19 protein-coding genes are annotated in these 26,365 nt (G+C 72.3%); 13 read left to right on the forward strand and 6 right to left on the reverse strand.

The window, feature by feature from the left end; all coding sequences use genetic code 11:
* Nucleotides 1–38: 38 nt before the first annotated feature.
* The 4 genes from cysC (at nucleotide 39) to ACIBK4_RS23035 (ending at nucleotide 3,451) form a co-directional block, all read left to right on the forward strand.
* The gene (cysC, locus tag ACIBK4_RS23020; protein WP_393754397.1) at nucleotides 39–590 is read left to right on the forward strand and encodes an adenylyl-sulfate kinase; all 552 of its coding nucleotides are present in this window, start codon (nucleotides 39–41) and stop codon (nucleotides 588–590) included.
* Nucleotides 587–1,495 carry a sulfate adenylyltransferase subunit CysD gene (cysD, locus tag ACIBK4_RS23025; protein WP_398996968.1) on the forward strand — a complete coding sequence of 303 codons (909 nt, stop codon included), beginning with the start codon at nucleotides 587–589 and terminating at the stop codon, nucleotides 1,493–1,495. The genes cysC and cysD overlap by 4 nt, the downstream gene beginning before the upstream one ends.
* A gap of 2 nt (nucleotides 1,496–1,497) precedes the next feature.
* Nucleotides 1,498–2,709, forward strand: a complete 1,212-nt coding sequence (locus tag ACIBK4_RS23030; protein ID WP_398996970.1) for a sulfate adenylyltransferase subunit 1 — start codon at nucleotides 1,498–1,500, stop codon at nucleotides 2,707–2,709.
* 286 nt (nucleotides 2,710–2,995) lie between these two features.
* Nucleotides 2,996–3,451, forward strand: a complete 456-nt coding sequence (locus ACIBK4_RS23035) for an ATP-binding protein (protein ID WP_398996972.1) — start codon at nucleotides 2,996–2,998, stop codon at nucleotides 3,449–3,451.
* A gap of 23 nt (nucleotides 3,452–3,474) precedes the next feature.
* On the opposite strand, the gene argF is transcribed toward ACIBK4_RS23035, so the two are convergent.
* Nucleotides 3,475–4,482: an ornithine carbamoyltransferase gene (argF, locus tag ACIBK4_RS23040; protein WP_398996974.1), complete on the reverse strand. Its 1,008-nt coding sequence runs from the start codon at nucleotides 4,480–4,482 to the stop codon at nucleotides 3,475–3,477.
* A 137-nt stretch (nucleotides 4,483–4,619) separates the two neighbouring features.
* Nucleotides 4,620–5,843, reverse strand: a complete 1,224-nt coding sequence (locus ACIBK4_RS23045; protein WP_398996976.1) for an arginine deiminase — start codon at nucleotides 5,841–5,843, stop codon at nucleotides 4,620–4,622.
* Nucleotides 5,844–6,029: 186 nt separating this feature from the next.
* Between ACIBK4_RS23045 and ACIBK4_RS23050 the strand changes: the two genes are divergently transcribed.
* Both ACIBK4_RS23050 and ACIBK4_RS23055 read left to right on the forward strand, forming a co-directional pair.
* The gene (locus ACIBK4_RS23050; protein ID WP_398996978.1) at nucleotides 6,030–7,082 is read left to right on the forward strand and encodes an SPFH domain-containing protein; all 1,053 of its coding nucleotides are present in this window, start codon (nucleotides 6,030–6,032) and stop codon (nucleotides 7,080–7,082) included.
* Entirely contained in the window at nucleotides 7,079–7,978 is a 900-nt protein-coding gene (locus tag ACIBK4_RS23055) for a hypothetical protein (RefSeq protein ID WP_398996980.1), read from the forward strand. The genes ACIBK4_RS23050 and ACIBK4_RS23055 overlap by 4 nt, the downstream gene beginning before the upstream one ends.
* A 169-nt stretch (nucleotides 7,979–8,147) precedes the next feature.
* On the opposite strand, the gene ACIBK4_RS23060 is transcribed toward ACIBK4_RS23055, so the two are convergent.
* Nucleotides 8,148–10,712 (reverse strand): polynucleotide kinase-phosphatase, encoded by a 2,565-nt coding sequence (locus ACIBK4_RS23060; protein WP_398996982.1) that lies wholly within the window; start codon nucleotides 10,710–10,712, stop codon nucleotides 8,148–8,150.
* The gene (locus ACIBK4_RS23065) at nucleotides 10,709–12,190 is read right to left on the reverse strand and encodes a 3' terminal RNA ribose 2'-O-methyltransferase Hen1 (protein WP_398996984.1); all 1,482 of its coding nucleotides are present in this window, start codon (nucleotides 12,188–12,190) and stop codon (nucleotides 10,709–10,711) included. Before ACIBK4_RS23065 ends, ACIBK4_RS23060 begins: the two co-directional genes overlap by 4 nt.
* 310 nt (nucleotides 12,191–12,500) lie before the next feature.
* Here ACIBK4_RS23065 and ACIBK4_RS23070 point away from each other — a divergent pair, with 310 nt between their 5' ends.
* The 7 genes from ACIBK4_RS23070 (at nucleotide 12,501) to ACIBK4_RS23100 (ending at nucleotide 24,478) form a co-directional block, all read left to right on the forward strand.
* Nucleotides 12,501–13,574 (forward strand): M28 family peptidase, encoded by a 1,074-nt coding sequence (locus ACIBK4_RS23070; protein WP_398996986.1) that lies wholly within the window; start codon nucleotides 12,501–12,503, stop codon nucleotides 13,572–13,574.
* 94 nt (nucleotides 13,575–13,668) lie between these two features.
* Complete coding sequence (locus tag ACIBK4_RS23075) at nucleotides 13,669–14,838, forward strand: sensor histidine kinase (protein ID WP_398996988.1); 1,170 nt, start codon at nucleotides 13,669–13,671, stop codon at nucleotides 14,836–14,838.
* Entirely contained in the window at nucleotides 14,835–15,494 is a 660-nt protein-coding gene (locus tag ACIBK4_RS23080) for a response regulator (protein WP_398996990.1), read from the forward strand. The genes ACIBK4_RS23075 and ACIBK4_RS23080 overlap by 4 nt, the downstream gene beginning before the upstream one ends.
* A 138-nt stretch (nucleotides 15,495–15,632) precedes the next feature.
* A complete protein-coding gene (locus tag ACIBK4_RS23085) occupies nucleotides 15,633–16,271 on the forward strand; it encodes a GPP34 family phosphoprotein (RefSeq protein ID WP_398996992.1) in 639 nt (212 codons plus the stop codon).
* A 16-nt stretch (nucleotides 16,272–16,287) separates the two neighbouring features.
* Nucleotides 16,288–17,991: a carboxylesterase/lipase family protein gene (locus ACIBK4_RS23090; RefSeq protein WP_398996994.1), complete on the forward strand. Its 1,704-nt coding sequence runs from the start codon at nucleotides 16,288–16,290 to the stop codon at nucleotides 17,989–17,991.
* Between the two features lie 198 nt (nucleotides 17,992–18,189).
* Complete coding sequence (locus tag ACIBK4_RS23095) at nucleotides 18,190–21,429, forward strand: FtsX-like permease family protein (protein ID WP_398996996.1); 3,240 nt, start codon at nucleotides 18,190–18,192, stop codon at nucleotides 21,427–21,429.
* Between the two features lie 88 nt (nucleotides 21,430–21,517).
* Nucleotides 21,518–24,478 carry a hypothetical protein gene (locus tag ACIBK4_RS23100; protein WP_398996998.1) on the forward strand — a complete coding sequence of 987 codons (2,961 nt, stop codon included), beginning with the start codon at nucleotides 21,518–21,520 and terminating at the stop codon, nucleotides 24,476–24,478.
* Nucleotides 24,479–24,500: 22 nt separating this feature from the next.
* On the opposite strand, the gene ACIBK4_RS23105 is transcribed toward ACIBK4_RS23100, so the two are convergent.
* Both ACIBK4_RS23105 and ACIBK4_RS23110 read right to left on the reverse strand, forming a co-directional pair.
* Complete coding sequence (locus tag ACIBK4_RS23105; RefSeq protein WP_398997303.1) at nucleotides 24,501–25,469, reverse strand: ABC transporter ATP-binding protein; 969 nt, start codon at nucleotides 25,467–25,469, stop codon at nucleotides 24,501–24,503.
* Between the two features lie 155 nt (nucleotides 25,470–25,624).
* Nucleotides 25,625–26,296, reverse strand: coding sequence for an ABC transporter ATP-binding protein (locus tag ACIBK4_RS23110; protein WP_398997305.1), 672 nt, complete (start codon nucleotides 26,294–26,296; stop codon nucleotides 25,625–25,627).
* Nucleotides 26,297–26,365 lie beyond the last annotated feature (69 nt).

The raw sequence follows: 26,365 nt of genomic DNA on the forward strand, positions 1-26,365 counted from the left end.
CGACGTCGCTCGTCGGGTAAGAAAGAGGACTGTTGCGCATGACCACCACGGCACGGGCTCAGGGAGCCACCGTCTGGCTCACCGGACTGCCGAGCGCGGGTAAGACGACGATCGCCCAACACCTCGGGGAGCGGCTGAGAGCCGAGGGACATCGCGTGGAGGTCCTCGACGGCGACGAGGTGCGCCGCTTCCTCTCGGCCGGCCTCGGCTTCTCCCGCGAGGACCGCAACACCAACGTCCAGCGCATCGGCCTCGTCTCCGAGGTCCTGGCCCGCAACGGCGTCCTCTCCGTCGTCCCGGTCATCGCCCCCTACGCCGACAGCCGCGAGGCCGTCCGCAAGCGCCACGAGGCGAGCGGGACGCCGTACATCGAGGTGCATGTCGCGACCCCCGTCGAGGTGTGCAGCGAGCGCGACGTCAAGGGCCTCTACGCCCGCCAGGCCGCGGGTCACCTCACCGGCCTGACCGGCGTCGACGACCCGTACGAGCCGCCCACGGACCCGGCGCTCACCCTGCCGACGCAGGTGCAGAGCCCGCAGGAGTCGGCGGACGCGGTGTACGCGGTGCTGTCCGAGCGGGGGTTGGTGTGAGCACGGAAGCCTTCACGCTGTCCCACCTGGACGCTCTTGAGTCCGAGGCGGTGCACATCTTCCGTGAGGTGGCGGGTGAGTTCGAGCGGCCGGTGATTCTCTTCTCCGGCGGCAAGGACTCCATCGTCATGCTGCACCTCGCGCTGAAGGCGTTCGCGCCGGCGCCGGTGCCGTTCACGCTGCTGCACGTGGACACCGGGCACAACTTCCCCGAAGTGCTGGAGTACCGGGACCGCACGGTCGAGAAGCACGGGCTGCGTCTGCATGTGGCCTCCGTACAGGACTACATCGACCGGGGTGTGCTGCGCGAACGTCCCGACGGGACGCGGAACCCGCTCCAGACCGTGCCGTTGACCGAGCGAATACAGAGCGAGCGCTTCGACGCGGTCTTCGGTGGGGGTCGTAGGGACGAGGAGAAGGCACGGGCCAAGGAGCGGGTGTTCTCGCTGCGGGACGAGTTCTCGCAGTGGGATCCGCGACGGCAGCGCCCCGAGCTGTGGAATCTGTACAACGGACGGCACGCTCCCGGCGAACACGTCCGCGTCTTCCCGCTCTCCAACTGGACCGAGCTGGACGTCTGGCAGTACATCGCCCGCGAGGACATCGAACTCCCGCAGATCTACTTCGCCCACTACCGCGAGGTCTTCGACCGCAACGGCATGTGGCTGACCGCCGGTGAGTGGGGCGGCCCGAAGCCGGGCGAGACCGTCGAGAAGCGCCAGGTGCGGTACCGGACCGTCGGTGACATGTCGTGCACCGGGGCCGTCGACTCCGACGCGGTGACCCTGGAGCAGGTCATCACCGAGATCGCCGCGTCCCGGGTCACCGAGCGCGGTGCCACCCGTGCCGACGACAAGCTGTCCGAGGCCGCGATGGAAGACCGTAAGCGCGAGGGGTACTTCTAACCATGAGCACGACCACCATCGACACGCTGCGGTTCGCGACGGCCGGTTCGGTCGACGACGGCAAATCCACGCTCGTAGGACGGCTGTTGCACGACTCCAAGTCGGTGCTGACCGACCAACTGGAGGCCGTGGAGCGGGTGTCGGCCGATCGCGGGCAGGACTCCCCCGACCTCGCGCTGCTCACCGACGGGCTGCGGGCCGAGCGGGAACAGGGCATCACGATCGACGTGGCGTACCGCTACTTCGCCACTCCGCGCAGGCGGTTCATCCTCGCCGACACACCCGGTCATGTGCAGTACACCCGCAACATGGTGACGGGTGCCTCCACGGCCGAGTTGGCGATCATCCTGGTCGACGCGCGCAACGGTGTCGTCGAGCAGACCCTGCGGCATGCCGCCGTGGCGGCGCTGCTGCGGGTGCCGAATGTCGTCCTGGCCGTGAACAAGATGGACCTCGTCGGGTACGAGCAGGGCGTGTTCGAGCGGATCGTCGAGGAATTCGCGGGCCACGCGGCCGAGTTGGAGCTGCCCTCCTTCACGCCGATCCCGGTGTCGGCGCTGGTCGGCGACAACGTGGTGGACCGTTCGGCGCACATGGACTGGTACGCGGGCCCGGCGCTGCTGGAGTTCCTGGAGGAAGTGCCGGTCGGGGCGGACCCGTCCGACGCGCCGGCCCGTTTCCCGGTGCAGTACGTCATCCGGGACGGCGAAGTCCGTTGGTACGCGGGCCAGTTGGTGTCCGGGTCGCTGCGTGTCGGGGACCGGGTGACGGTGCATCCCTCCGGGGAGAGTTCCGAGATCACCGGGATCTCCGTGCTCGGCACCGAGGCGGACGTGGCGTACGCGCCGCAGTCGGTCAGTCTGCGGCTCGCCGATCAACGGGACGTGTCGCGAGGCGACATGATCACCGCCGGGGTGGGCGGACCCGCGCTCACGCAGGACGTCCGGGCCTCCGTCTGTCATCTGGCCGACCGGCCGCTGCGGGTGGGCGACCGGGTGCTGCTGCGGCACACGACCCGCACGGTCAAGGCGATCGTCAAGGGCCTCAGCGGCGCGGCCGAGCTGACCGCGAACGACCTGGGCCGGATCACCCTGCGCACCGCCGAGCCGCTCGCGCTGGACGACTACGCGGTCTCCCGCCGCACGGGCGCGTTCCTCGTGATCGACCCGGCGGACGGCGCGACTCTCACCGCCGGGATGGCCGACCTGTCGTAGACGATCGCCCCTCCTGTACGCCCTGAAGCCCCGGTGTTCTGACCACCGGGGCTTCAGGGCGTCCGCGTTCGGGGGGCATGGTGCGGTGTCGAAATGACCTGTCGCCGTCGCATCCGTCACGAGTCGTCAATAGCGCGGTAACAACGGGAGCAGCAGTGCGGAAGTGGCCGTTGAACGGGGTATGCCGCTCGGTACCGGGGCCGAAGGTCCCGTCCGGAGCCCGCCGAGAGACTCTGACAAAGGGCGCCGTACCATACATATAGTTGAAAGCAGGACAGCCTGCTCCATGAACGGACCCGCCTTGCAAGAACGCCCTTCCGCCTCCGCCTCCTGGCGCATCGCACTGCCGCACACCGCAGCGGCCGTGCCGGTGGCCCGCGCACTGGTCCGTACGGCTCTGTCCGAGGTGAAGCACACGGCCGACAGCGACACCGCGGAGCTGCTGACGGCGGAGCTGGTCGCGAACGCGGTGGAGCACACCGCCGGTGACGCGCCCATAGAGCTCGTGGTCGAGCTGCTGCCCACCGGCTGTCAGGTCGAGGTGCACGACCCCGACCCGGAGCCGCCCGGCAGTCTCACGAAGCCCGTCACCGAGGAGCCCGACCCCTGGCAGGAGCACGGGCGCGGCCTGCTGCTGATCCGCGCCCTCAGCTCGTCCTGCGGTCACCGCCCGACCGAGTCGGGCAAGGCGGTGTGGTTCAGGCTGCCCGTCGTACCGCCCCAGTGGCACCCGGCGGGATAGCCGCCGTAGGACATACGCACTGGTCAGGCCAGGGTGGCGACCAGGATGGCCTTGATCGTGTGCAGTCGGTTCTCCGCCTGGTCGAAGACGACCGAGTGGGCGGACTCGAAGACCTCGTCGGTGACCTCCAGCGAGTCGAGGCCGTGGGTCTCGTATATCTCGCGGCCGACCTTGGTGCCGAGGTCGTGGAAGGCCGGCAGGCAGTGCAGGAACTTGACGTCCGGGTTGCCGGTGGCCCGTAGGACGTCCATGGTCACCGCGTAGGGCGCGAGGGACGCGATCCGCTCGTCCCAGACCTGCTTGGGCTCGCCCATGGAGACCCAGACGTCGGTGACGACGAAATCGGCGCCCGCGACCCCCTCCTCGATCCCCTCGGTGAGCGTGATGCGCGCACCGCTCCGCTCGGCGAGCGTCCGGGCGGCGGTGACGATCTCCTCGGCGGGCCAGTAGGACTTCGGGGCGACGATCCGTACGTCCATGCCGAGCAGCGCGCCGGTGACCAGGTAGGAGTTGCCCATGTTGAAGCGCGCGTCGCCCAGATAGGCGAAGGCGATCTCCTTGAGCGGCTTGGTGCTGTGCTCGGTCATGGTGAGCACGTCGGCGAGCATCTGGGTGGGGTGCCAGTCGTCGGTGAGCCCGTTGTAGACCGGCACACCCGCGTACGCACCCAGCTCCTCCACGGCCGCCTGGCTGTCCCCGCGGTACTCGATGCCGTCGAACATACGACCGAGCACCCGCGCGGTGTCCTTCACGGACTCCTTGTGCCCGATCTGCGAGCCCGACGGGTCGAGGTAGGTGGTCGAGGCGCCCTGGTCGGCCGCGGCGACCTCGAACGCGCAGCGGGTGCGCGTCGAGGTCTTCTCGAAGATCAGCGCGATGTTCTTGCCCGACAGGTACCGCGTCTCGCCCCCGGCTTTCTTGGCGGCCTTCAGCTCGGCGGCCAGCTCGATCAGACCGCGGAACTCCTCCTCGGAGAAGTCCAGCTCCTTGAGGAAGTGGCGGCCGGCGAGGGCGGTCGGGACTGTCGCCATGGGGGCGCTCCAGAGATGCGGGTGCGGGGATGCGGGCACCGGGGATCAGATGCTTTTGGAATTCTATACGATACCTCGAATTTCTATACGGCAGTCCGGCCGCCGTCTCGCCGTACGGCAGCCCGTCCGCCGTCTCGCTATACGGCGTCCCGTTCGACCGGGCAGCTCATACAGCGCGGCCCGCCCCGGCCCCGGCCCAGTTCGCTGCCGGGGATCTCGATCACCTCGATGCCCTGCTTGCGCAGATAGGTGTTGGTGGTGGCGTTGCGCTCGTAGGCGACGACGACGCCGGGCTCGACGGCGAGCACGTTGCAGCCGTCGTCCCACTGCTCGCGTGCGGCCGCGTGCACGTCCTGGGTGGCGGTCAGGACACGGATCCCGTCCAGGCCGAGGGCGGCGGCGATCGCGCGGTGCATGTGCTCCGGCGGGTGGTCGGTGACCTTCAACTCCTTGTCGCCGACGCCCGGTTCGATGGTGTACGACCGCAGCATGCCGAGCCCCGCGTACTGGGTGAAGGTGTCGCCGTCGACCATCGTCATCACCGTGTCGAGGTGCATGAAGGCGCGCTGCTTGGGGATGTCGAGCGCCACGATCGTCCGCGCGGAGCCCTCGGCGAAGAGCTTGTGCGCGAGCATCTCGACGGCCTGCGGGGTGGTTCGCTCGCTCATGCCGATGAGTACGGCGCCGTTGCCGATGACGAGTACGTCGCCGCCCTCGATGGTGGACGGGTAGTCGGCCTGCCCCTCGGACCAGACGTGGAACTTCTCGGCGCGGAAGAGCGGGTGGTGCCGGTAGATCGCCTCGAAGTGGACGGTCTCGCGCTGCCGGGCCGGCCAGCGCATGGCGTTGACGGAGACGCCGTCGTAGATCCAGGCGGAGGTGTCGCGGGTGAAGAGGTGGTTGGGGAGGGGGGCGAGGAGGAAGTCGTCGAGGTCCATGACGTGGAAGCGGACGGAGGTCGGCTCCGCGTGGGCCTCCAGGAACTCCCGCTTGGTCATGCCGCCGACGAGCGCCTCGGCCAGTTCGGGGGCGGGCAGGGCCTCGAAGGCGGCGCGAAGGTGGTCGGTGGCGAGGGGGCCGTACTCCTTCTCGTCGAAGACGCGATCCAGGACGAGCGCGCGGGCCGCCGGGATCGCCAGGGTGTCGGCGAGCAGGTCGCCGAAGAGGTGGACGGCGACGCCTCGATCGCGGAGCACGTCCGCGAAGCCGTCGTGCTCGGCGCGCGCCCGGCGCACCCAGAGCACGTCGTCGAAGAGGAGGGCGTCCTTGTTGCCGGGGGTGAGCCTTTTGAGCTCCAGATCCGGCCGGTGCAGGATGACGCGGCGGAGCCGCCCGGTCTCGGAGTCGACATGGAGTGCCATGTCTCCATCCTGACCATCCGGGGCCGAGTTCACCCCCTTACTTCACATACCGCCACGGCTTCGCGTACCGCCACTTGTTTTCGTCCCCTTGACGACAAGTGGGCCGCGCGATTATCGTCTTACTGACGAGATCGATGCGGGATCCGACCGGATCCCACGGGACTTGACGGGATCTGAGGGACTCTGATGGCCGACATCACCCGGCGCCTGGGCTGGCGCCACCTGCGCGGAGCTCCTACGGCACACATCCGGCACCACCGCTCGGGCAAGCTGCTGCACGACGGGCCCGGACTCAGCTTCTGGTTCCGCTCGTTGACCGCCGCGCTCTCCGAAGTACCGGTCGACGACCGGGAGTTGGCCATGACCTTCCATGCCCGTACGTCCGACTTCCAGGACGTGGCGGTCCAGGCGACCGTCACCTACCGGATCAGCGACCCGGCCCTGGCCTCCGCCCGCCTCGACTTCTCGGTCGACCCGGACACGGGCGTATGGCGGGGCTCGCCCCTGGAGCAGCTCGGCACCCTGCTCACGGAGACGGCCCAGCAGCACGCGCTGGCGGTCCTCGCCCGCACCCCCCTCGCCTCGGCGCTGGTCGACGGGGTGACGGCGGTACGGGAGCGGATCGCGGAGGGCCTCGGCGCCGAACCCCGCCTCCCGGCCACCGGCATCGAGGTGGTCGCCGTCCGCGTGATGGCCATCCGCCCCGAGCCCGAGGTGGAACGGGCGCTGCGCACCCCGGCCCGCGAACAGATCCAGCAGGAGGCGGACAAGGCCACCTACGAACGCCGGGCGGTGGCCGTCGAACGCGAGCGCGCGATCGCCGAGAACGAACTCGACAGCCAGATCGAACTCGCCCGCCGCGAGGAGCAGTTGGTCGACCAGCGCGGCACGAACGCGCGCCGCGAGGCCGAGGAACACGCGGCGGCGGACGGCGTCCGGGCCGAGGCGGAGGCGACCCGTACGGTACGGCTCGCCGACGCCGAGGCGGCCCGTTCCGTACGGCTGGCCCGTGCCGAGGCCGAGGGTGCGCGCGAGGTGGGCGACGCACGGGCACACGCCCAGGCGGCGTGGCTGCGGGTGCACGCGGACGTCGACGTGGCGACCCTGAACGCGCTCACCGGGACGCGGCTCGCGGAGAACCTGCCGAACATCGACAGCGTGACGATCTCGCCGGACGTACTGACGGGGCTGCTGGCGAAGCTCGGTGCCGGTGCCGGTGGCGGCGAGGCGGGGGCGTGAGTCTCGCGCCGCGGGCCGTCCTCGTCCATCGGACCACGGAGTACGAGGAGTTGGTGGCCCGGCACGGGACGCACGGGCAGGCCGCGTACTTCCTCCGCTCGCGGGGCCGGGACATCGAGGAGGTCGCCGAACGGCACCGCCGGACCCGGCGGGCGCTGGCCGAGGTGTCGGCGGCGATTCCGCTGACCTGGCGTCAGACCCAGGTCGAGCGGGGCGACTTGGACCGGTTCTTGTTTGCGCCGGAGGACGTGGTGGTCGTGGTGGGGCAGGACGGGCTGGTCGCGAATGTCGCCAAGTACCTCGCCGGGCAACCGGTGTTGGGGTTCGACACCGACCCCGGCCGCAACCCGGGTGTCCTGGTACGACACCGTCCGTCGACGGCGGCCGCGCTGCTGCGGTCGGTGCACGTGGTCGGTACGGGTGTGGACGAACTGACCATGGTCGAGGCCGTCGCCGACGACACCCAGCGACTGGTCGCGCTCAACGAGATCTATCTGGGAGCCGTCGGTCATCAGACGGCCCGATACCGCCTGGGCCTGGAGGGCGACGGGGGTGTCGTCGAGGCCCAGGCGTCCTCCGGGGTGCTCGTGGGAACGGGCACCGGGGCCTCCGGCTGGCTCCGGTCGGTGTGGCAGGAGCGGGGCAGTGCCCTCGCCCTGCCACACCCCTCGGAGGACAGGCTGGTGTGGTTCGTACGGGAGGCGTGGCCTTCGCCGGTGACGGGGACGTCGTTGGTCGCGGGTGAGCTGGTTGGTTCGGCGGGGCTTCAACTCACCGTCGAGTCGGAGGGGTTGGTGGTGTTCGGGGACGGGATGGAGGGGGATGCGGTGGAGTTGACGTGGGGGCAGGGGGTTCGGGTGGGGGTGTGCGGGGAGCGGCTGAGGCTGGTCGGCTGAACGTCCTGGGGGCTCCGCCCCCAGACCCCCGTTTTCCACCCACCCGTCTCGGGCGTTTTAGAGGTTCACCTTTAAATGCCAGTAAACGGGTGGCGGGTGGGCATAGGGCCCGGGGGTCTGGGGGCAGAGCCCCCAGGGACAGCCACCCCCACCCACCCGCACAACAAGGTCACAACCGCGGATCCACCGGCTCCGACTCCAACGCCAGCACCCCGAACACCGCCTCGTGCACCCGCCACAACGGCTCACCCTCGGCCAGTCGATCCAGCGCCTCAAGACCCAGCGCGTACTCCCGGATCGCCAGGGACCGCTTGTGGTTCAGGAAGCGGCCGCGCAGGCGGGCGAGGTTGTCGGCCCGGGTGTACTCCGGGCCGTAGATGATCCGCAGGTACTCACGGCCACGGCACTTGATACCGGGCTGGACCAACCTCCCCTGCTCGCTGCGTACGACCGCTCCCACCGGCTTGACGACCATGCCCTCGCCGCCCCGGCCGGTCATCTCCAGCCACCAGTCGACGCCGGCCTGTACCGAATCCGGGTCGCCGGTGTCGACGTACAGACGGCGGGTCGTCTGGAGCAGGCCCGTGCTGTCGTGTTCCACCAGGCGGTCCAGCAGGGCGAGTTGGTCGTCGTGCGGGAGTGCGGCGAGGCTGCGGCCCTGGACCGCGAGGATCTGGAACGGGGCGAGGCGGACGCCGTCGAGGCCGGACGTGGTCCAGCAGTAGCGCCGGTACGCGTCGGTGAACGCCGAGGCGTCGGCGGCACGTTCGCGCTGTCGGGACAGGAGGTCGGTCACGTCGACGCCCCGGCCCGCCGCACCCTCCAGCGCGGCCAGCGCACCCGGGAACACCGCGCCCGCAGCCGCACCGACCGCCGCGTACTGACCGCGCAGCAGCCCGGACGCCTTCAGCGACCACGGCATCAGCTCCGCGTCCAACAGCAGCCAGTCCGTGTCGAGTTCGGACCACAGGCCCGACTCGTCCAGCGCCGTCCGCAGGCGGCCCAGGATCTCCTCCGTGACCGTCGCGTCGTCGAAGAACGGGCGGCCGGTACGGGTGTAGAGGGATCCGGTCGGGCCGCCGTCCACGCCGAACCGCTTCGCCGCCGCCTCCGCGTCCCGGCACACCAGCGCCACCGCCCGCGAACCCATGTGCTTCTCCTCGCACACGACCCGCGCGACCCCGTCGTCGGCGTACTGCGCGAACGCCTCGGCCGGGTGCTCCAGATAGCCGTCCACGTGCGAGGTCGCCGTGGGAGCCATCGTCGGCGGGAGGTACGGCAGCAGGCGCGGGTCGACCGCGAAGCGGCTCATGACCTCCAGGGCCGCCGCCGCGTTCTCCTCGCGGACCGACACCCGGCCGGCGTGCCGGGTCTCCACCACGCGGCGGCCGTGCACGTCCGCCAGGTCGAGCGGGCGGCCGTCGTGGCCGCCGGGTGCCTCGGTCAGCAGCGGGCGGGTCGGCTCGTACCAGACCTGCTCGGCCGGTACGTCGACCAACTCCCGCTCCGGCCACCGCAGCGCGGTCAGCTTGCCGCCGAACACGGCGCCCGTGTCGAGGCAGATGGTGTTGTTGAGCCAGCCGGCCTCGGGGACCGGGGTGTGGCCGTAGACGACGGCCGCGCGGCCCCGGTAGTCCTCGGCCCACGGATAGCGCACCGGCAGGCCGAACTCGTCGGTCTCGCCGGTGGTGTCGCCGTAGAGCGCGTGCGAGCGGACGCGGCCGGAGGTGCGGCCGTGGTACTTCTCGGGCAGGCCGGCGTGGCAGACCACGAGCCTGCCGCCGTCGAGGACGTAGTGGCTGACGAGTCCGTCGATGAACTGCCGTACCTGGGCGCGGAATTCGTCGGTCTCCCCCTCCATCTGCTCGATGGTCTCGGCGAGGCCGTGGGTGTGCTGGACCTTGCGGCCCTTGAGGTAACGGCCGTACTTGTTCTCGTGGTTGCCCGGTACGCACAGCGCGTTGCCCGAGCCGACCATGGACATCACGCGGCGCAGCACGGCCGGCGAGTCGGGGCCGCGGTCGACGAGGTCGCCGACGAAGACGGCCGTACGGCCCGCCGGGTGGACGCCGTCGTCGTAGCCCAACCTGCCGAGCAGGGTCTCCAATTCGGCGGCGCAGCCGTGGATGTCGCCGATGATGTCGAAGGGGCCGGTGAGGTGGGTCAGGTCGTTGTAGCGCTTCTCGGTGACGATCGTGGCATGGTCGATCTCCTCGACGCCGCGCAGGACGTGCACCTTGCGGAAGCCCTCCCGCTCCAACCCCCGGAGGGAGCGCCGGAGTTCGCGGGTGTGGCGGGTGATCACGCGGCGGGGCATGTCGGCCCGGTCGACGCGGGAGGCGTTGCGCTGGGCGCACACCTCCTCCGGTACGTCGAGCACGATGGCGATGGGCAGCACGTCGAACTGCTTGGCCAGGTCGATCAGTTGGCGTCGGCTGTCCTGCTGGACGCTGGTCGCGTCGACGACCGTGCGGCGGCCGGCGGCGAGGCGTTTGCCCGCGATGTAGTGCAGGACGTCGAAGGCGTCCCGGGTGGCGCTCTGGTCGTTCTCGTCGTCCGAGACCAGGCCCCGGCAGAAGTCGGAGGAGATGATCTCGGTCGGCTTGAAGTGCCGGTGCGCGAAGGTGGACTTGCCGGAGCCGGAGGCGCCGATCAGCACCACGAGGGAGAGGTCGGTGACGGGCAGTACGCGCCCCTTGGTCTGGGGCTGGGTCTCGTTCTCGTTCTCGGTCATGCGGCCTTCTCCTCCTTCGCGGTCTTCTGCTCGGCTGTGCTGGTCATGGTGAACACGGCCATCTGGGTGGGCGGTCCCACCTCGGGGTCGTCGGGTCCGACCGGTACGAACTCGACGTCGTAGCCGTGCCGTTGGGCCACCTTCGCCGCCCACTCGCCGAACTCGGCGCGCGTCCACTCGAAGCGGTGGTCGCCGTGCCGGACATGGCCGGCCGGGAGGGTCTCCCAGCGGACGTTGTACTCGACGTTCGGGGTCGTGACGAGGACCGTCCTCGGGCGGGCGGCGCCGAACACCGCGTACTCCAACGCCGGGAGTCGGGGCAGGTCCAGGTGCTCGACGACCTCGCTGAGCACGGCGGCGTCGTAGCCCTTGAGGCGGTTGTCGGTGTAGGCGAGCGAGCTCTGGAAGAGCTGGACGCGTGAAGCCTGGCGCTCGCCCATGCGGTCGAGTTTGAGGCGGCGGCTCGCGATGGTGAGCGCGCGCATCGACACGTCGGTGCCGACGATCTCCGTGAACCGGGTGTCCTTGAGCAGCGCCTGCACCAACTGGCCCTGCCCGCACCCGAGATCGAGCACGCGGCCGGCGCCGGACGCCTTGAGCGCCTCGATGATCGCGTCCCGGCGCTGCACCGCGAGGGGCGTCGGCTTCTCCTCGGCCTCCGTCTCCGCCTCGACGGCGTTGTCGATCTCCTCGACCTCGCTGTCGTCGGCCTCGGCGAGCCGTACCAGTTCCAGGCGCTCCATGGCCTCCCGGGTGAGGGACCAACGGCGGGACAGATAGCGGCTGGTGATGAGTTTCTGCTCGGGGTGCGCGGGCAGCCAGCCCTCGCCGGCGCGCAGCAGTTTGTCGACCTCGTCGGACGCCACCCAGTAGTGCTTGGCGTCGTCCAGGACCGGCAGCAGGACGTACAGGTGACGCAGCGCCTCGGCGAGGGTCAGCGTCTCCGCTTCCAGTACGAGGCTGACGTAGCGCGAGTCGCCCCATTCGGGGAACTCGGCGTCCAGCGCGACCGGTTCGACGGTGACCGTCCAGCCGAGCGGCGCGAAGAGCTTGCGTACGAGGTCGGGGCCGCCGCGTGCGGGCAGTGCGGGTACCTCGATGCGCAGCGGCAGCGGCTGCTCCGCGCGCTCGGGGCGGGCGTTGCACACGCCGCGCATCGCGCTGGAGAAGACCGCGCTCAGGGCGACGGCGAGGAGTGAAGAGGCCGCGTACGGGCGGTCGTTGACGTACTGCGCGAGTGCCGCGTCGGGTGCGCCGCCGCGTCCCTTGCCCTTGCCGCGCCGGACCAGCGCCACCGCGTCGACCTCCAGCAACAGCGCCGCCGTGCAGCGCCCGGGATCCGCCTCGGGGTAGAGGACGTGGGCCTTGCCGTAGGACGTGGAGAACGCCTGCGCGTTGTCGGGATGCTTGTGCAGCAGGAAACCGAGGTCGGTGGCGGGGCGTTCGGGGGTGCCGGTGGTGGTGATGATCAGGAACACGGTGGGTCTGCCTCGAAACGTCTACTGAGCCTCTGAACTGGGGAAGCGCGCCACCGCAGGACGCGGGGCGTCCGCACAACGTACAGCGAACGTCCCTGACGTACTCCGGCATTTTCCCTCCGCCGCACGGCGACGGCCGCCGCCGATCCCTGGACCAAGACGGCCCGGGAGGAGGTACGGAGGGGCGCCGGTACCAAGTCCCCCTACACCTTCGGCCAGTAGCGACTAGTAGGGTCCGGAACCGGCGCGGTGGCCTCCGCTCCGGTTCGCGGGTCGGCAGCGTCCCGGGGCGTCACACGCAAGGAGAACGATGGTGGATTCCGGTGCGGGCGTCGCCGCGCTGACGCGGCGACTGGCAGCGGGCCTGGACGCCGAACGGCTGCGGCGGGACGTCGAGACGCTCGCCTCGGCACCGCGCAGCAGTCTGCGTGCGCCGGAGGCCATGCGGCGGGCCCAGGAGTACGTGACGGGCGAGTTGAGGGACGCCGGATGGGAGGTCGGCAGCGCGCCGTTCGACGTGCGGTGGCAGGTCGGTTGCACCGACCGGCACGGCAGCCGGGCGATGCCACTGAAGCTGCGGCTGCACCGGCGGTTGCGGGGTACCAACATCGTCGCCGAGCTTCCCGGTGCCGGGGCGTCCGACCGCCCGACCGTGGTGATCGGTGCCCATCTCGACACCGTCGACGGCAGTCCGGGCGCGGACGACAACGCGTCCGGGGTCGCCGTGGTGCTGGAGACGGCACGGCTGTTGGGGCAGTTGCCCGACCCGCCCGCGGTCACCCTGGCGCTGTTCGACATGGAGGAACTGGGCCTGATCGGCTCCAGGGTCGTGGCCCGGGAACTGAGCCGCACCCGTCGGGTCGCGGGCATGATCTGCCTGGAGTCGGTGGGCGTCTTCTCCGACCGGCCCGGCAGCCAGCAGCTCCCGCCCGGCTTCGCCACCGTGTTCCGCGACGCGACCGACGCCGTCCGCAGGGCCGAATCCCGGGGCGACTTCACTCTCGTCGTGCACCGCCGTTCCTCGGCCACGGCGGCCAAGTTGTGGCAGCACGCCGCCGCGCAGGCGTCACCCGCTCTCGCCAGTATCACGCTGCGCGATCCGCGCCCGGACGGACCGCTGGGCATGCTCATCGGCCTGGCGGTGCCGCCGGCCAATCACCTGGGCCGCAGCGACCACGCCTCGTTCTGGAACCGGCGGATCCCCGCGCTGATGCTCACGAGCACCGCGAACTTCCGCAACCCGCACTACCACCGGTCCACCGACACCCCCGAAACGCTGGACTACCAACGGCTCGCCGCGGTCACCCTGGCGACGGCGGCCACCGCCGCGCAGTGGCCCGGCCATGACCGGGGTCGCCCAACGGACGGCCCCGCGGTGACGTGATGTGACGGCGGCGCCATGCCGTCGCCGTACTCGTCGTAGGGAACCTCGGCGGCGGTTCCCGAACGGCCCGTTGTCCCGCCGTTAGGCTCGGGACGTGGATCGCAGCAGTGGACGGTCCGGCGCCGTCTTCGCCGGGGAAGCGTCCGGCGGGCTGTCGCGCCGGGCGGCGCGGGCGCTGTGGTGGGGGTCGGCCGGTCTGGTGCTCGTCGTCATGGGGCCGCCGGTGCTCGTCGTCGGCGCGGAGCACGGCCGGCGGCTGCCCGTGGCGGTGGCCCTGGTCCTCGTGCAGGTCTGCGCGCTGCGGTGGCAGGTGCGGGCCCCGGTCGCCGTGCTGGCCGTGAACGCGGTGGCGGGGCTCGCGGTGTGGGCGCTGCTGCCCGCGGTGTCCTTGACGGGGGCGCTGCTCGCGGCGCAGGTCACGCTGTGCGTGCTGTCGGCCACCGGGTCTCGGCGGGTCTCGGTGTGGGCGCTCGCGGCGATGTGCCTGCCGGCTCCGCTGGCGTTCGCGGCGGGCGGCGGCGCGGGGCCGGCGGTGTATCTGCTGGCGGTCGTCCTGGCGTGGACGGCGGGGCAGTGGCGCAGGGCGCAGCAGGCGCGGATCAGGTCGGAGACGCGCCGGGCCGTGGTGGAGGAGCGGGCGCGGATCGCGCGTGAGGTGCACGACGTCGTGGCGCACACCCTGTCGGTGATGGTCGTTCAGGCGGCCGCGGCCGACGACGTGTTCACCGCGCGGCCCGAACAGGCCCACCAGGCGCTGCGGGCGATCGAGACGGGCGCCCGCTCGGCGCTCGGTGAACTGCGCCTGCTGCTGCGGGCGTTCGGGCCCGACGCGGAGCAGGAGGAGGTCGTGGAGCAACGGGAGCCGGGGCCCTCGCTCGCGCGTCTGGACGAGTTGGCCGACTCGGTGCGCGCGACCGGGCGGGCGGTGCACGTGTCCCGCGAGGGTGCCCTCGACGGGCTGCCCGCCGCGGTGGACCTGACGGCGTACCGGATCGTCCAGGAGGCCCTCACCAACACCCTGCGCCACGCGGTCGGCGCGGACGAGGTGAGCGTGCGCGTGACGGTCGCGGCGGAGTGCGTGGAGGTCACGGTGGTGGACAACGGGCGTACACAGCAAGGCCGTTCGGCCGCCGCGGGAGCGGGACGCGGGCTGGTGGGGATGAAGGAGCGGGTACGGCTGGTGGGCGGCAGCCTGCGTGCCGGGGCGCTGCCCGGCGGCGGTTTCGAGGTGGCGGCGCGGCTGCCGGTGGAGGGTGCGCTGTGACGCTGCGTGTGGTGGTGGCCGACGACCAGGTCCTGGTCCGTACCGGATTCCGCATGATCATCGATGCCCGGGACGACCTGGAGGTGGTCGGTGAGGCGTCCGACGGCCAAGAGGCGGTACGGCTGACGCGGGAGCTGGCACCCGACGTGGTGCTGATGGACGTACGCATGCCCGTCCTGGACGGCATCGAGGCGACCCGGCGGATCGCGGAGTCGGGCGGCGGGGCCCGGGTGCTCGTGCTGACCACCTGGGACGTGGACGCGCATGTGGTCGCCGCCCTGCGGGCCGGGGCGAGCGGCTTCCTGCTGAAGGACATCCGTCCCACCGAACTCGTCGACGCGATCCGGCTCACCGCGCGCGGTGACGCGCTGCTGGCACCGGCGGTGCTGAGCCGGGTCCTCGACCGGTTCCTGCGCACCACGCCCGACCTGACGCCCCCGCCCTCCCTGGAGAGTCTCTCCGGCCGTGAACGTGAGGTGCTCACCCTGATCGGGCAGGCGCTGTCGAACGCTGAGATCGCCGGGCGGCTGCGGCTGTCGGAGGCCACCGTCAAGAACCATGTCACCGCCGTGCTGCGGAAGTTGGGCCTGCGCGACCGCGTCCAGGCGGTGGTCGCCGCCTACGACCACGGCCTCGTCGAGGCACGCCGGCCCTGATGCCCTGATGCCGTGACGGCTCGGGGTGCGCGTCTCCTCCTCAAGGAGGAGACCGGGCCGCCCTCCTCCTGTGCTCCCAGTGCCGGTCCGTCCGCGCGGCCGATCCGGGGCCGGGGTGTGCGGCCGTAGCGTCGAGATGTGATCGACGACCTGGCTTGCCTCATGTATCTGCTCGCCCACGACGACGCGGCCGAGGGCCCCTACGACCGTTCCAGGACGGGGCTGCTGGTCCGGGCCGCGGCCCTGGTCGACCTCGCGTCGCGCGGTCTGCTGCGCGAGGCGGGCGGCACGGTCACCGTGTCCGGTGCGGAGCCGACCGGCGACCCCGTCCTGGACGGCGTGCTGCGGGACGCCGTCGGCGGGCACGGCTGGAAGTACCTCGTGCGCCGGCACCGGAAGCGCACCCTCACGGAGGTGGAGGACCGGCTCGTCTCGGCGGGGCTCCTCGCCGTGCGGGCGCCCCGCAGCCGTTTCGGCGCCCGCAGGTCGACCGTGACGGACCCCGCCGTGCCCGCCGCGCTCCGCGCCCGCGTGTCCACCGCGCTGCGCGGGAACGAGCCCTCGGCCGAGCTCCCCGTCGCCGACGCCGCGCTCGTCGCGCTGGCGGCGGCGGGTGCCGTCCGCTCGGTCGTGTCACGGCGGGACCAGAAGACCTTCCGGGCCCGGGTCGACGCCTGCACGGCGCGGCTCGGCGCCCTCGCACCCGGCCTGGAGAAGGCCGTACGAGCGCTGCCGACGACCATGATCGCCGCTCAGGGCGGTATGGGCGGCAGCTGACCGCACGGGGGAAAAGATGACCACGCACCGCGCCCTGACCACCACCGTCCTGGGCTGCGCCCTGACCGCCGCGCTCGCCATGGCCGGCCCGGCGGCACCTCAGCCCGCGACCACCCGGCCTCCGGCCACCGCGACACCACGGACCTCCGGGCCCGCGCGGACCGTCGCCGACGCCGCCGTCCCTACGACGGCGCGCGCGGCCGAACCCGCACGCCCCGCCACCGCAACCGCCACGGCCGCCACCTCCACGACGATCCGCACCCCCGACGGCCGCCTGCGGGGCGCCGCCCACGACGGCTACCGCACCTTCGAGGGCGTCCCGTACGCGGCACCCCCGGTCGGCGGGCTCCGCTGGGCGCCGCCCCACCGCGCCGTCCCCTGGTCCGGGGTGCGCGACGCGACCCGGCCCGCGAGCGCCTGCCCGCAGCCGGCCGGCGAGGTGCCCGGCGGCAGCACCGACGAGGACTGTCTCCACCTGAACGTCACGACACCCGACGACGCGGCCCCGGCGCGCCCGAAGCCGGTGATCGTCTGGCTGCACGGCGGCGGTTTCACCACTGGAGCGGGCAGCTCCTACGACGCCCACCGCATGGCCACCCGGGGCGACGTCGTGGTCGTCACGGTCGACTACCGTCTAGGGGCGCTCGGCTTCCTCGCGCACACAGGGCTGCCCGGCTCCGGCACCTTCGGCCTCGCCGACCAGCAGGCGGCGCTGCGCTGGGTCCGCGCAGGGATCGGCGCCTTCGGCGGTGACCCGCACAACGTGACGCTGGCCGGTGAGTCGGCGGGCGGCTACAGCGTCTGCGCCCAGCTCGCCTCGCCCGCCGCAGCGGGGCTCTTCGACCGGGCGATCATCGAGAGCGGCCCGTGCACCGGCAGCCCCGACCGGCCGTTCGCACCGTCCTCCGTCCCCCTGTCCACGGCACGCGCCACGGGTGCGGACCTCGCGGCGAAGGTGGGCTGCGGCTCCGCGCACGATGCCCTGGCCTGTCTACGGCACGTGCCGGTCTCCAGGCTCCTCGCCGCCCAGGCCCGCGATCAACAGCCCGCCCGCTCAACGCCGTTGCTGCCCGCCGACCCCGGGGCCGCGATCGCCGCCGGCCGCTTCCAGCACGTCCCCGTGCTCATCGGCAACAACCACGACGAGGGCAACGGCTGGGCCGCCGGGATCGTCCAGGCCGGCTATCCGGTGACCCCCGACACCTGGCCCGACGTCGCGGCCACCTTCTTCCCCGCCCCGGGCGAGGCGCGGGCCGTCGTCCGCGAGTACCCGGTGCACGACGGCGACGGGGGCCCGGTGTTCGGCGCGGCCATCGGCGACGCGGACTTCGCCTGCCCGACGGCACGCACCGACACCCTGCTCGCCGCCCAAGTACCCGTCTGGCGCTACGAGTTCGCCGACGAACACGCCCCGCCGCTCACCTCGGGCACACCGCCGTTCCCGCTCGGCGCACCGCACGCGAGCGAACTGCCCTACCTCTTCGACCTGGGCGGCCGCCCCCGCGACCTGACCGCGGCACAGCGGCGACTGGCGGACACCATGGTCGACTACTGGACCCGCTTCGCCCGCACCGCCGACCCGAACGGCCCGTCGTCGCCGCCCTGGTCACGGCACACGGTGCTGTCCCTGGCACCGGACCACATCGTCCCCACCGGCACGGCGCGGGCCCGCCACCACTGCGCGTTCTGGGACGACACCCGCGCCGCCGGGCAGCCGTGATGATCAGCGATTCTTGCGGCGCCACAGGAGGGCTGGTAGGACTGTGGCGCGCTGTCGCGCCGTCACATGTTCGATTCTGCGGGGGTTCATGTGGTCGCCACGGCCTTACCGTCCTCGTCGCGGCGGCCCCCGGACGCGCCGCGCCCAACTCGCGGACGGCTTCCCGTAGTTGCCCGGCGTGCAGCGCAGCACGGGCTGGTGCTGGCCGCCGTCTCGGTGACCGTGCTGCTGTGCGCGACGGCGCTGGCCGCGTTCGCGGCGCTGGCGGGAAGTTCGGTGCAGGCCGGGGCCGTACGGCGGTTGGCCGCTGATCCCAACGCGCAGGTGAACGTCAACGCGGCTTATCGGGCCGGGGGGATGGCCACCGCCGACCGGGCGGTACGGGCCGCCGCCGACCGGGTGTTCGCCGAGGTGCCGCAGCGGACGTATGTGGGGCTGCTCGGCACATCTCCCGTATCGGTGACGGGAATTGACGGGGTCGTGGGGCCGCCGCGCGGTCCCGGGGGCAGCGGGCTGCATCCGGTCGCGGTGCAAGTCCCGGGCCGGTACGGGCAGTTGGTCGCCGGGCGGTGGCCCGCCGGTACGGCCGACGCCCCGGCCGGCGCCTTCACCTCGCTGCCCGAGGTGCCGGTCGCCACCGGGTCCACCGCTCCGGTCGAGGCGGCGGTGCCCGAGGCGCTGGCCAAACGCCTTGGTCTCAGGGCCGGTTCGAGCCTTCAGGTGCAGGACGCGTTCAGTCGCCCGATGACGCTGCGGATCACCGGGGTCTTCCGAACGACCGGTGCGGTCGGGTTCTGGCCCGCGATGGCCGGTGACCTGACCGAGGGCGAGACTGCCGACCAGGATCTGCTGGTGGTCTCGGCGTCGGCGCTCAACGGCAGCGCCGTCCTCAACGGCCATCTGACGGCGCACTGGAGTGTGCAGCCCGACCTCTCGCGGCTCGACGCGGACAGCCTCGCCGGACTGCGCGACCGGCTGCACGCGTTCTCCGGCAGCCAGAGCACCGTGTCGGTGTTCGGCGGGCGGCAACCGTCCCTCGCCGACCTGACGGTGGCCTCCGGACTGCCGGGCGCGATCGACGACTTGACCGTCCCGACGGTCGCGGCCCGGTCCTCGCTGTACGTCCCGAGCCTGCTGCTGGCGGTCCTCGCCCTGGCCACCCTCGTACTGGCCGCCCGCCAGCTGACCGAGCGCCGACGCGACGAACTCGCCCTCCAACAGGCCCGGGGCGCGGGCACGTTGAGGCTCCTGCGCGGCGCGACGGCCGAGTGGGCGCTCACCGGTGTCCCGGCCGCCGTGGCCGCGCCCTTCCTGGCCGGGCTGCTGCATCCCGGCACCCGGGGCGCCGACGCGTGGGCGGCCGTAGGACTGACTCTGCTGGTGCACGCGGCGGCGGTGCTGCTGCCCGTGCTGCCGTCGGCGCGGGCGCGGCAGGCGCGCGGCGCACGGGCCGCGGCCGCCCAACGGCTGGGCGCCGACCTGGCGTTGCTGGCCGTGGCCGTCCTGGGGTATCTGGAGTTGCGACGGCACCACTCGCTGATCGCCGACGTGGGCACCGGCAGCGCGTCCGCGGATCCGGTGCTGGTCCTGGTACCGACGCTGGTGGCCGGCGCCGCCGCACTGCTGCTGCTACGGCTGCTGCCGCTGACGGCGCTGTTGCTGGACGCGTTCGGGCGGCGTAGCCGGGGGCTCGTACTCGCCCTGGCCGGTTGGCAGTTGAGCCGACGGGCGGCGCGCAACGCGGGGCCGGTCGTGCTGATGTGTCTGGCCGTTTCGGTGAGCGCCTTCGCCACCACGGCGCTGGCCTGTCTGGGCGGACTGGCGTCCGAGGAGGCCGCGTTCACCGTCGGCGCGGATGTGCGCATCGACCCGTCGGCGGACGACGGCTACCCCTCCGCCGTACTCGCCGCCGCCTATCGCGCGCTGCCCGGGGTGACCTCCGTGACGCCGGTGACGCGGTCGACGGTGAACCTGCCCGGCGGCGCCACGGAGGACCTCGTCGGCACGATCGGCGGGCCCGCGCCCCGGACCCCGTCACCGGTCGTCACCGGCATACGGCTGCCCGGCCGGCCGACCGCGCTCCTGCTGGACGAACGGCTGCGCAGCGACGGCAACCGTGTGGCGCCGAGCCTGGAGTTGACCGTGCAGGACGCGTCCGGACTGGTCAGCGTGGTGTCGGCGCAGCTGCCGGCCGCCGACGGAGCCAGACATACGGTCGTGGTCCCGTTGACCGTGGCGCTGAGCGGGGGCCATCCGCGGGCGTATCCGCTGACGGTGACCGCGGTCGGCGTCCTGCCGCAGCCGCATGTGCGTCCCGCGCGGCTGGACCTGGACCTGATGCGGATCGGCGCGCGCGGCACCGGGGACACCTGGGTCTCCCAACTCCCCGGCGGGCAGGCCTGGTTCGACGGCACGGACCATGCCGCCGACTCCACCGAGGGTGCCTGCAAAGGGAAGTTGGCCGACACGTACAACCCTGGTATGCCCGGGGTGTGCGCGATCACGCCCGGCGGCCCGGCCGTGCTCCGGACGACCGTGAGCACCGGCATCCGCCCCTCCCCCGCCGTCTCGGACGCCTTCGGCGGCCTGTCCGACAGCGACTACGACACCCAACCCGGCAGCAAGGTACGGCTCGTGGCGGGCCCGGCGGGCGGGCCCGCGCCGCTTCCGGTACGCGCCGACGCCTCGACGCTGAGCGCCGCGCGCCTGCACCTCGGCAGCACCACCACGCTCGACCTCGGCGGCGGCCGGATCACCGCCAAGATCGTGGGCCGCGTCGACTCACCGCCCGGACTCGGGCGCGGCCAGGGGCACTTGATCGCCGACCAGCGCCAACTCGCCGACGCGCTCACGCTGGCGGGGGCCGATCAGCAGGACCCCGCGTTCTGGTGGCTGAAGAGCACCGACAGCGCGCGTACGGCCACTGCGGCCGAGGCGCAGCCCGCGCTGGGCGCCGTCACCACCACGGCACGCACCGCCGCGTCCCTGAACGCCGACCCGTTCCGCGCGGGACTGCGCCGGGTGCTGGAACTGGTCCGCTACCTGGCCCCCGGTTTCGCGGTCGTCGCCTTCACCGTGCACGCGGTGGTCTCCACCCGCCGACGCCGCAAGGAGTTCGCCCTCCTGCGGGCGATCGGTGTCCGCGCCGCCGGCCTGTCCGCGCTCCTGGGCGCCGAGCAAGTGGGCCTGGCCCTGTTCGCGGTGATCCCGGGGGCCTTGATGGGCATGGCCCTGGCCTCGGCCGTACTGCCCCTGGTCACCGTGGACGACAGCGGCCGGACCCCGTATCCGCCGCTGCCGCAGATCATCCCCTGGGCCACGGTGACACTGACGGCGGTCGCCACCGCGCTGGCCATCAGCGCGGTGGTGCTGGGGCTGGCGCGGTTGCTGGCCCGGGTGGACCTGGTGCGGGTGCTGAGGGCGGGGGAAGACCGGTGAGCCGTACGGCGGGACGGGAACGGACGGTCCCTCAACTACCGAGCACGCGAACGGCGTTGGGACTGGTAACGACCGGAAAGGGCGCACAGTGACCCGAGCCGTGGACACGGGCGAGGCGGTGACGCGCCCCCCGAGGCCGAGCGCGGCGGTGACGCGGCGGCTGGTCCGGAAGGAGACCCGTGGTGATCTGCCGTTGCTGGCCTGCCTCGCGGTGCTGGTCCTGGTGCTGACCGCGCTGTGTGCCTGGGCCCCCGTTCTCGCGGGGCGCCAGGAGGACCGGGCGCTGCGGCAGCGCGTCGATGCCGCGCAGGCCCAGGCGCCCCTGATCAGCCTGAGCACCACGCCGGAGATCTTCAACACCTCGCCGCCCACCCTGGACATGGCCACTCTGCTCGACGACGGCCGCACCCTCACCCACCAGCTCAGCGGCTCCGCCGCGCGGCACCTGTCCTTCACCGGCGGCGGCAGCTACGACTACGACCCCGCGTCCCTGCTCACACCGCGCCCGCCGGGACCGGCGCACACCAGCGCCCAACTGACGGTCAGTTACCTGCCGTTGGCGCGGACCCATCTCCGCTACGTCAGCGGTCACGCGCCCGCCGATCACACACCGCTGGCCACCGCACCCCAGATCGGCCTGTCGCAGGCCACCGCGCGGGCACTCGGCGTCCGGGCCGGCAGCCGGCTGTCCCTTGAGTTCCCGAAGACGCCCGGTGCTCAAAACGCGGCGCCCCACGCGGAGTTGCTGGTCACCGGGATCTACCGCACCACGGCCACGACCGACGACTTCTGGACCGGCCGCGAGACCCTGGACCAGCCCTCGCGCTACCCGGCGGAACGCTCCACCGGCACCGTGCTCGCCGTCCGGGGCCTCGTCGGCCGCGACGCCGCCGACCTGTTGGCCGGTGCGGGGGTCGGCGGCCCGCGCGTGACCTGGCAGTTGCGCGCCGACCTGTCCGGACCGGCACTCGACCGGGCCCGCGCGCTGACCGGACCGCTGTCCCACTACAGCGCCGACCTGAGCGCCGCCCTGTGCCAGGGCAGCGACTGGGTCACCGGCGACATCAGCTGCCAGATCGGCGGCCAGTCCACCCAGTCCCTCCTGGTGACCGACTCCCTGACCCCCCTGCTCACCACGTTCACCGCTCAGGACCACCAGGCCAGAGCCCTGGCGACCTACGCCGTCGACGCCCTGGCCGCCGTCGCGCTGGCCACCGTGGCCGTGGCGGTACGGCTACTGCTGCGCCGGCGACAACCTCACCTGCGGTTGCAGCGGGCGCGGGGCGCGTCCACCGCGCGGCTGGTCGTGCTGCGCTCCGCCGTGGCCTGGCCGGTGGTGCTGATCGCGGCGCTGCTCGGCTGGGCGACCGGCAACGCCCTCGCGCCCACCGGCACCTCCGGCTCGCCGCAACCGCTGCCCGCCGCCCTCGTCACCGCGACGGTACTGCTGACGGTGCCTTTGATGACCTGGCTCGCGGTCCGCGAACCCCGCAGACCCGGCCGACTGCGCCGCACCCGCCGCCGCAGAACCGCCGTAGGCCGACGCGTAGTTCTGGAACTGACGGTGCTGCTCGCGACGGCGGCCGGCGTACTCGCCCTCCGCTCCCAGGGCCCCGACGGAATCCTGGGCGCGGTACCGGTACTGGTGGCACTGACCGTCGTCCTGATCCTCCTGCGCCTCTACCCGCTCGTACTCCGCCTGGTCCTACGGCAGACCCGACGCGGCCGCGGCGTAGTGGGCTTCGTCGGTGCGGCCCGCGCCGCGCATGACGCACCGGCGACCGGACTGGCCCTGTTCGTCCTGGTGTTGACCCTGGGCACGGCGGTGTTCGGGGGGCTTGTGCAGCGCACGGTCGACAACGGGCTGACCACGGGGGCGACTTGGACCACCGGGGCGGACGCGAGCGCGACGGTGGCGGGGATCGTGACGCCGGCGGGGGCGGCAGGGGCAACGGGGGCGTCGGGTGCGTCGGGTGCGTCGGGTGCGTCGGGTGCGGTAACTCCCGCTGAGGCCAAGGCAGTTGCCGGAGCAGCCCCCATCCCCCGAATACGCACCGCCCTCCAGCACCTGCGCACCCTCGACCTCGCGGGGCAAGCGAACGGCGCGGTGATCTCCCAGGTCGCCGTCATCACCGTCGACCCCCGCCAACTCGCCGCCCTCGCCCCCAAGTCACCGCTGGCGAAAGCCCTGTTGTCCGGGCTGGTCAGCCCGCCGGGGACCCGAACCGGCGCGAACACCCCGCTGCCGTCCCTCGTCTCCCCCGACCTGCGGGCGAGCGAGCGCACCGGCGGTTTCACCACCACCATCGTGACCCAGGGCCGGCCCCCGGTGAACCTGACCCTCGAACCGGTCGGCACCCTCACCACCGCGGAACTGCGCGACCCCCTCCTCGGCCCGATCACGGCACAGATCCCCGCCGGAACACCGATGCTGATCACCACGGCCGGCGCCGAACACCTCCTGCCCCAACAGGCCACCGGCAGCACGGTGTTGCTCCTCAAGGGCGACGGTCCCGCCACCCCCGACCCCACGGCACTGCGGTCGGCGGCGGCCAAGGCGCTCGGGCCGCTGGCCCGGATCCACGTCCGCTCCGAGACGCTGCGCACCCTGCGCACGGACGGTCTGACGCAGGGCCTCGGCACGATCTACACGACCAGTTCGATCCTGGCCGCGCTGTCCGGCCTGCTCGCGCTCGCCCTGGAGCTGACCCTCACGTCCCACGAACGCGGCCGCACGACCTCGTTCCTGCGCACACTCGGACTCGGCAGCAGGGAGGCCGGGGCGATCCACTTCCTGCAACTGCTGCCGCTGGCGGTGGCCTCGGCGGTGGGCGGCACACTGCTCGGCCTGCTCGAACCCCGGCTCCTGGCAGGGACGTTGGACCTACGGCAGTTCACCGGCGGCCCGGCCCAACCGGCCCTGCACACCGACTACTCACTCACCCTCGCCCTCGTCGCCGGAGTGACCGCACTGATCCTGGCCGCAGCGGCGACGGAGACGGTCCTCGCCCGCAGGCGCCGCCTGGGGGCTGTACTCCGGCTGCCCTGAACGCCCCTTGGGGGCACGCCGGTTACTGCTCGCTCTCCGTGCCGTCGGTGCCCTCCGCATCGGACTTCGCCCGCCGAGCCGCCTCATCGGGCCACACACCGATGTGGTCGCTCTCCAACGCCAACCGCACCCGCTTCCGCAGGTGCAGGCGCTCGGTGAACTCGGCCGGCAACTGCAACCGCCCGCTCGCGTCCAGCACCGCGTACTCCTCGGCGGTGAGCACCTCGACACCGTCCTCGTCGGTGGCGACCCGGCGCAACACCTCAGTGGACGTACGCCCGTTGCGAATCCGTACGGTCCGCTGCACCTGCTCCGACACCAACGCGTCGTGGGTCACCACGATCACGGTGACCCCCAACTCCTCGTTCGCCCGGCGCAACGCGGCGAAGACCTCGTCGCTGGTGGCGGTGTCGAGTTCACCGGTGGGTTCGTCGGCGAACAGCACCCGGGGTTCGTTGGCGTTGGCGACGGCGACCGCGACCCGCTGCTGTTCACCGCCGGAGAGCGTGTCGGGCGTACGGTCCCGGCAGTGGCCGACCGACAGCAGGTCGAGCAACTCCTCTGCCCTGGCCCGGCGTTGGGACCGCTTGATCCCGGTGTACGTCATCGGAAGCATGACGTTCTCGGCCGCCGAGAGGTACGGCAACAGGTTGCGGGAGGTCTGCTGCCAGACGAAACCCACGGTCCCGCGCCGGTAGTCGAGCCGCTCGCGGCGCTTCATCGCCAGCAGGTCGTGCCCGGCGACCTCGGCGGCACCGGCGGTCGGCACGTCCTGGCCGGAGAGGATGCCCAGCAGCGTGGACTTGCCGGAGCCGGACGCCCCGATCACCGCGATCATCTCGCCCTCGGCCACGGCCAGATCGAGCCCCTGGAGGGCCTGCACCTCGACGCCCTCGGTCTGGTAGATCCGCACCAGGTTCTCGCAGACGACCAGCCCCTCCTCGCGCCGCGGTGCCGCGGCCTCGGCGGCCCGGCGCCGCAGCTCGGCCAAGTCCGGTGCCCCGGTGGGCTGTTGGTGAACTGCCACGCGGTCTCCCGAGAGGTGAAGTCTGCGGATGCGGAGTTGGATGTAGATGTGGATGTGGAGTGGACGTGGATAACGATGTCGGACAGCGGCCAGGGTAGTGCGGAGGACCGGTGCCGCGGTCAGCTGTCGTCGACGATCCGGCCGTCACGGAGTTCCAGCACCCGGTCGGCCAGCGCCAGGAGTTGGGTGTCGTGCGTGGCGACGAGGGCCGTGACGGACTCACTGCGGACGACGGCGCGCAGCAGGTCCATCACGGTGAGACCGGTGTCCGCGTCGAGCTGGCCGGTGGGTTCGTCGGCGATGATCAGGGCCGGGTTGTTGGCGAGCGCGCGGGCGATCGCGACCCGCTGCTGCTGACCGCCGGACAACTCACCCGGACGCTGGTCGGCATGGTCGGAGAGACCGACCAGGGACAGCAACAGGTCGACGCGCGCCTCGCGTTCACGGGCCGGGACCTTCCGCAGCCGCAACGGCACCCCGACGTTCTCGGCGGCCGTCAGAATCGGGATGAGCCCGAAGGACTGGAAGACGAAGCCGATCCGGTCACGGCGCAGCGCCAGCAACGCGTCGTCACCGAGCCCGGCCAAGTCCGTACCGTCCAGGGTGATTCGGCCGCCGTCCGGAGTGTCGAGCCCGCCCACCAGGTTGAGGACAGTCGTCTTCCCGGAGCCGGATCGCCCTCTGAGCGCGACGAGTTCACCGCGCGGCACGCTGAAGGAGACCCCGCGCAGGGCATGAACAGCGGTGTCGCCACTGCCGTACGTGCGGCGCAGATCCTCGACCACCACCATCGCACCGGCCGCCGACGTCCCGGCCTCCGCGACAGCGCCACGCCCACCGACCCGCTCGCTCACACGCCC

The organism is Streptomyces sp. NPDC050528 (assembly GCF_044457795.1).
Classification (GTDB): Bacteria; Actinomycetota; Actinomycetes; order Streptomycetales; family Streptomycetaceae; genus Streptomyces.

What these genes read in the sequence shown, in the direction of transcription:
- ACIBK4_RS23070 (WP_398996986.1), top strand. Translation starts at nt 12,501, where the DNA reads ATGGTGGATTCCGGTGCGGGCGTCGCCGCGCTGACGCGGCGACTGGCA.
- cysC (WP_393754397.1), top strand. Translation starts at nt 39, where the DNA reads ATGACCACCACGGCACGGGCTCAGGGAGCCACCGTCTGGCTCACCGGA.
- ACIBK4_RS23030 (WP_398996970.1), top strand. Translation starts at nt 1,498, where the DNA reads ATGAGCACGACCACCATCGACACGCTGCGGTTCGCGACGGCCGGTTCG.
- ACIBK4_RS23090 (WP_398996994.1), top strand. Translation starts at nt 16,288, where the DNA reads ATGACCACGCACCGCGCCCTGACCACCACCGTCCTGGGCTGCGCCCTG.
- ACIBK4_RS23045 (WP_398996976.1), bottom strand. Translation starts at nt 5,843, where the DNA reads ATGGCACTCCATGTCGACTCCGAGACCGGGCGGCTCCGCCGCGTCATC.
- ACIBK4_RS23060 (WP_398996982.1), bottom strand. Translation starts at nt 10,712, where the DNA reads ATGACCGAGAACGAGAACGAGACCCAGCCCCAGACCAAGGGGCGCGTA.
- ACIBK4_RS23110 (WP_398997305.1), bottom strand. Translation starts at nt 26,296, where the DNA reads ATGGTGGTGGTCGAGGATCTGCGCCGCACGTACGGCAGTGGCGACACC.
- ACIBK4_RS23050 (WP_398996978.1), top strand. Translation starts at nt 6,030, where the DNA reads ATGGCCGACATCACCCGGCGCCTGGGCTGGCGCCACCTGCGCGGAGCT.
- ACIBK4_RS23035 (WP_398996972.1), top strand. Translation starts at nt 2,996, where the DNA reads ATGAACGGACCCGCCTTGCAAGAACGCCCTTCCGCCTCCGCCTCCTGG.
- argF (WP_398996974.1), bottom strand. Translation starts at nt 4,482, where the DNA reads ATGGCGACAGTCCCGACCGCCCTCGCCGGCCGCCACTTCCTCAAGGAG.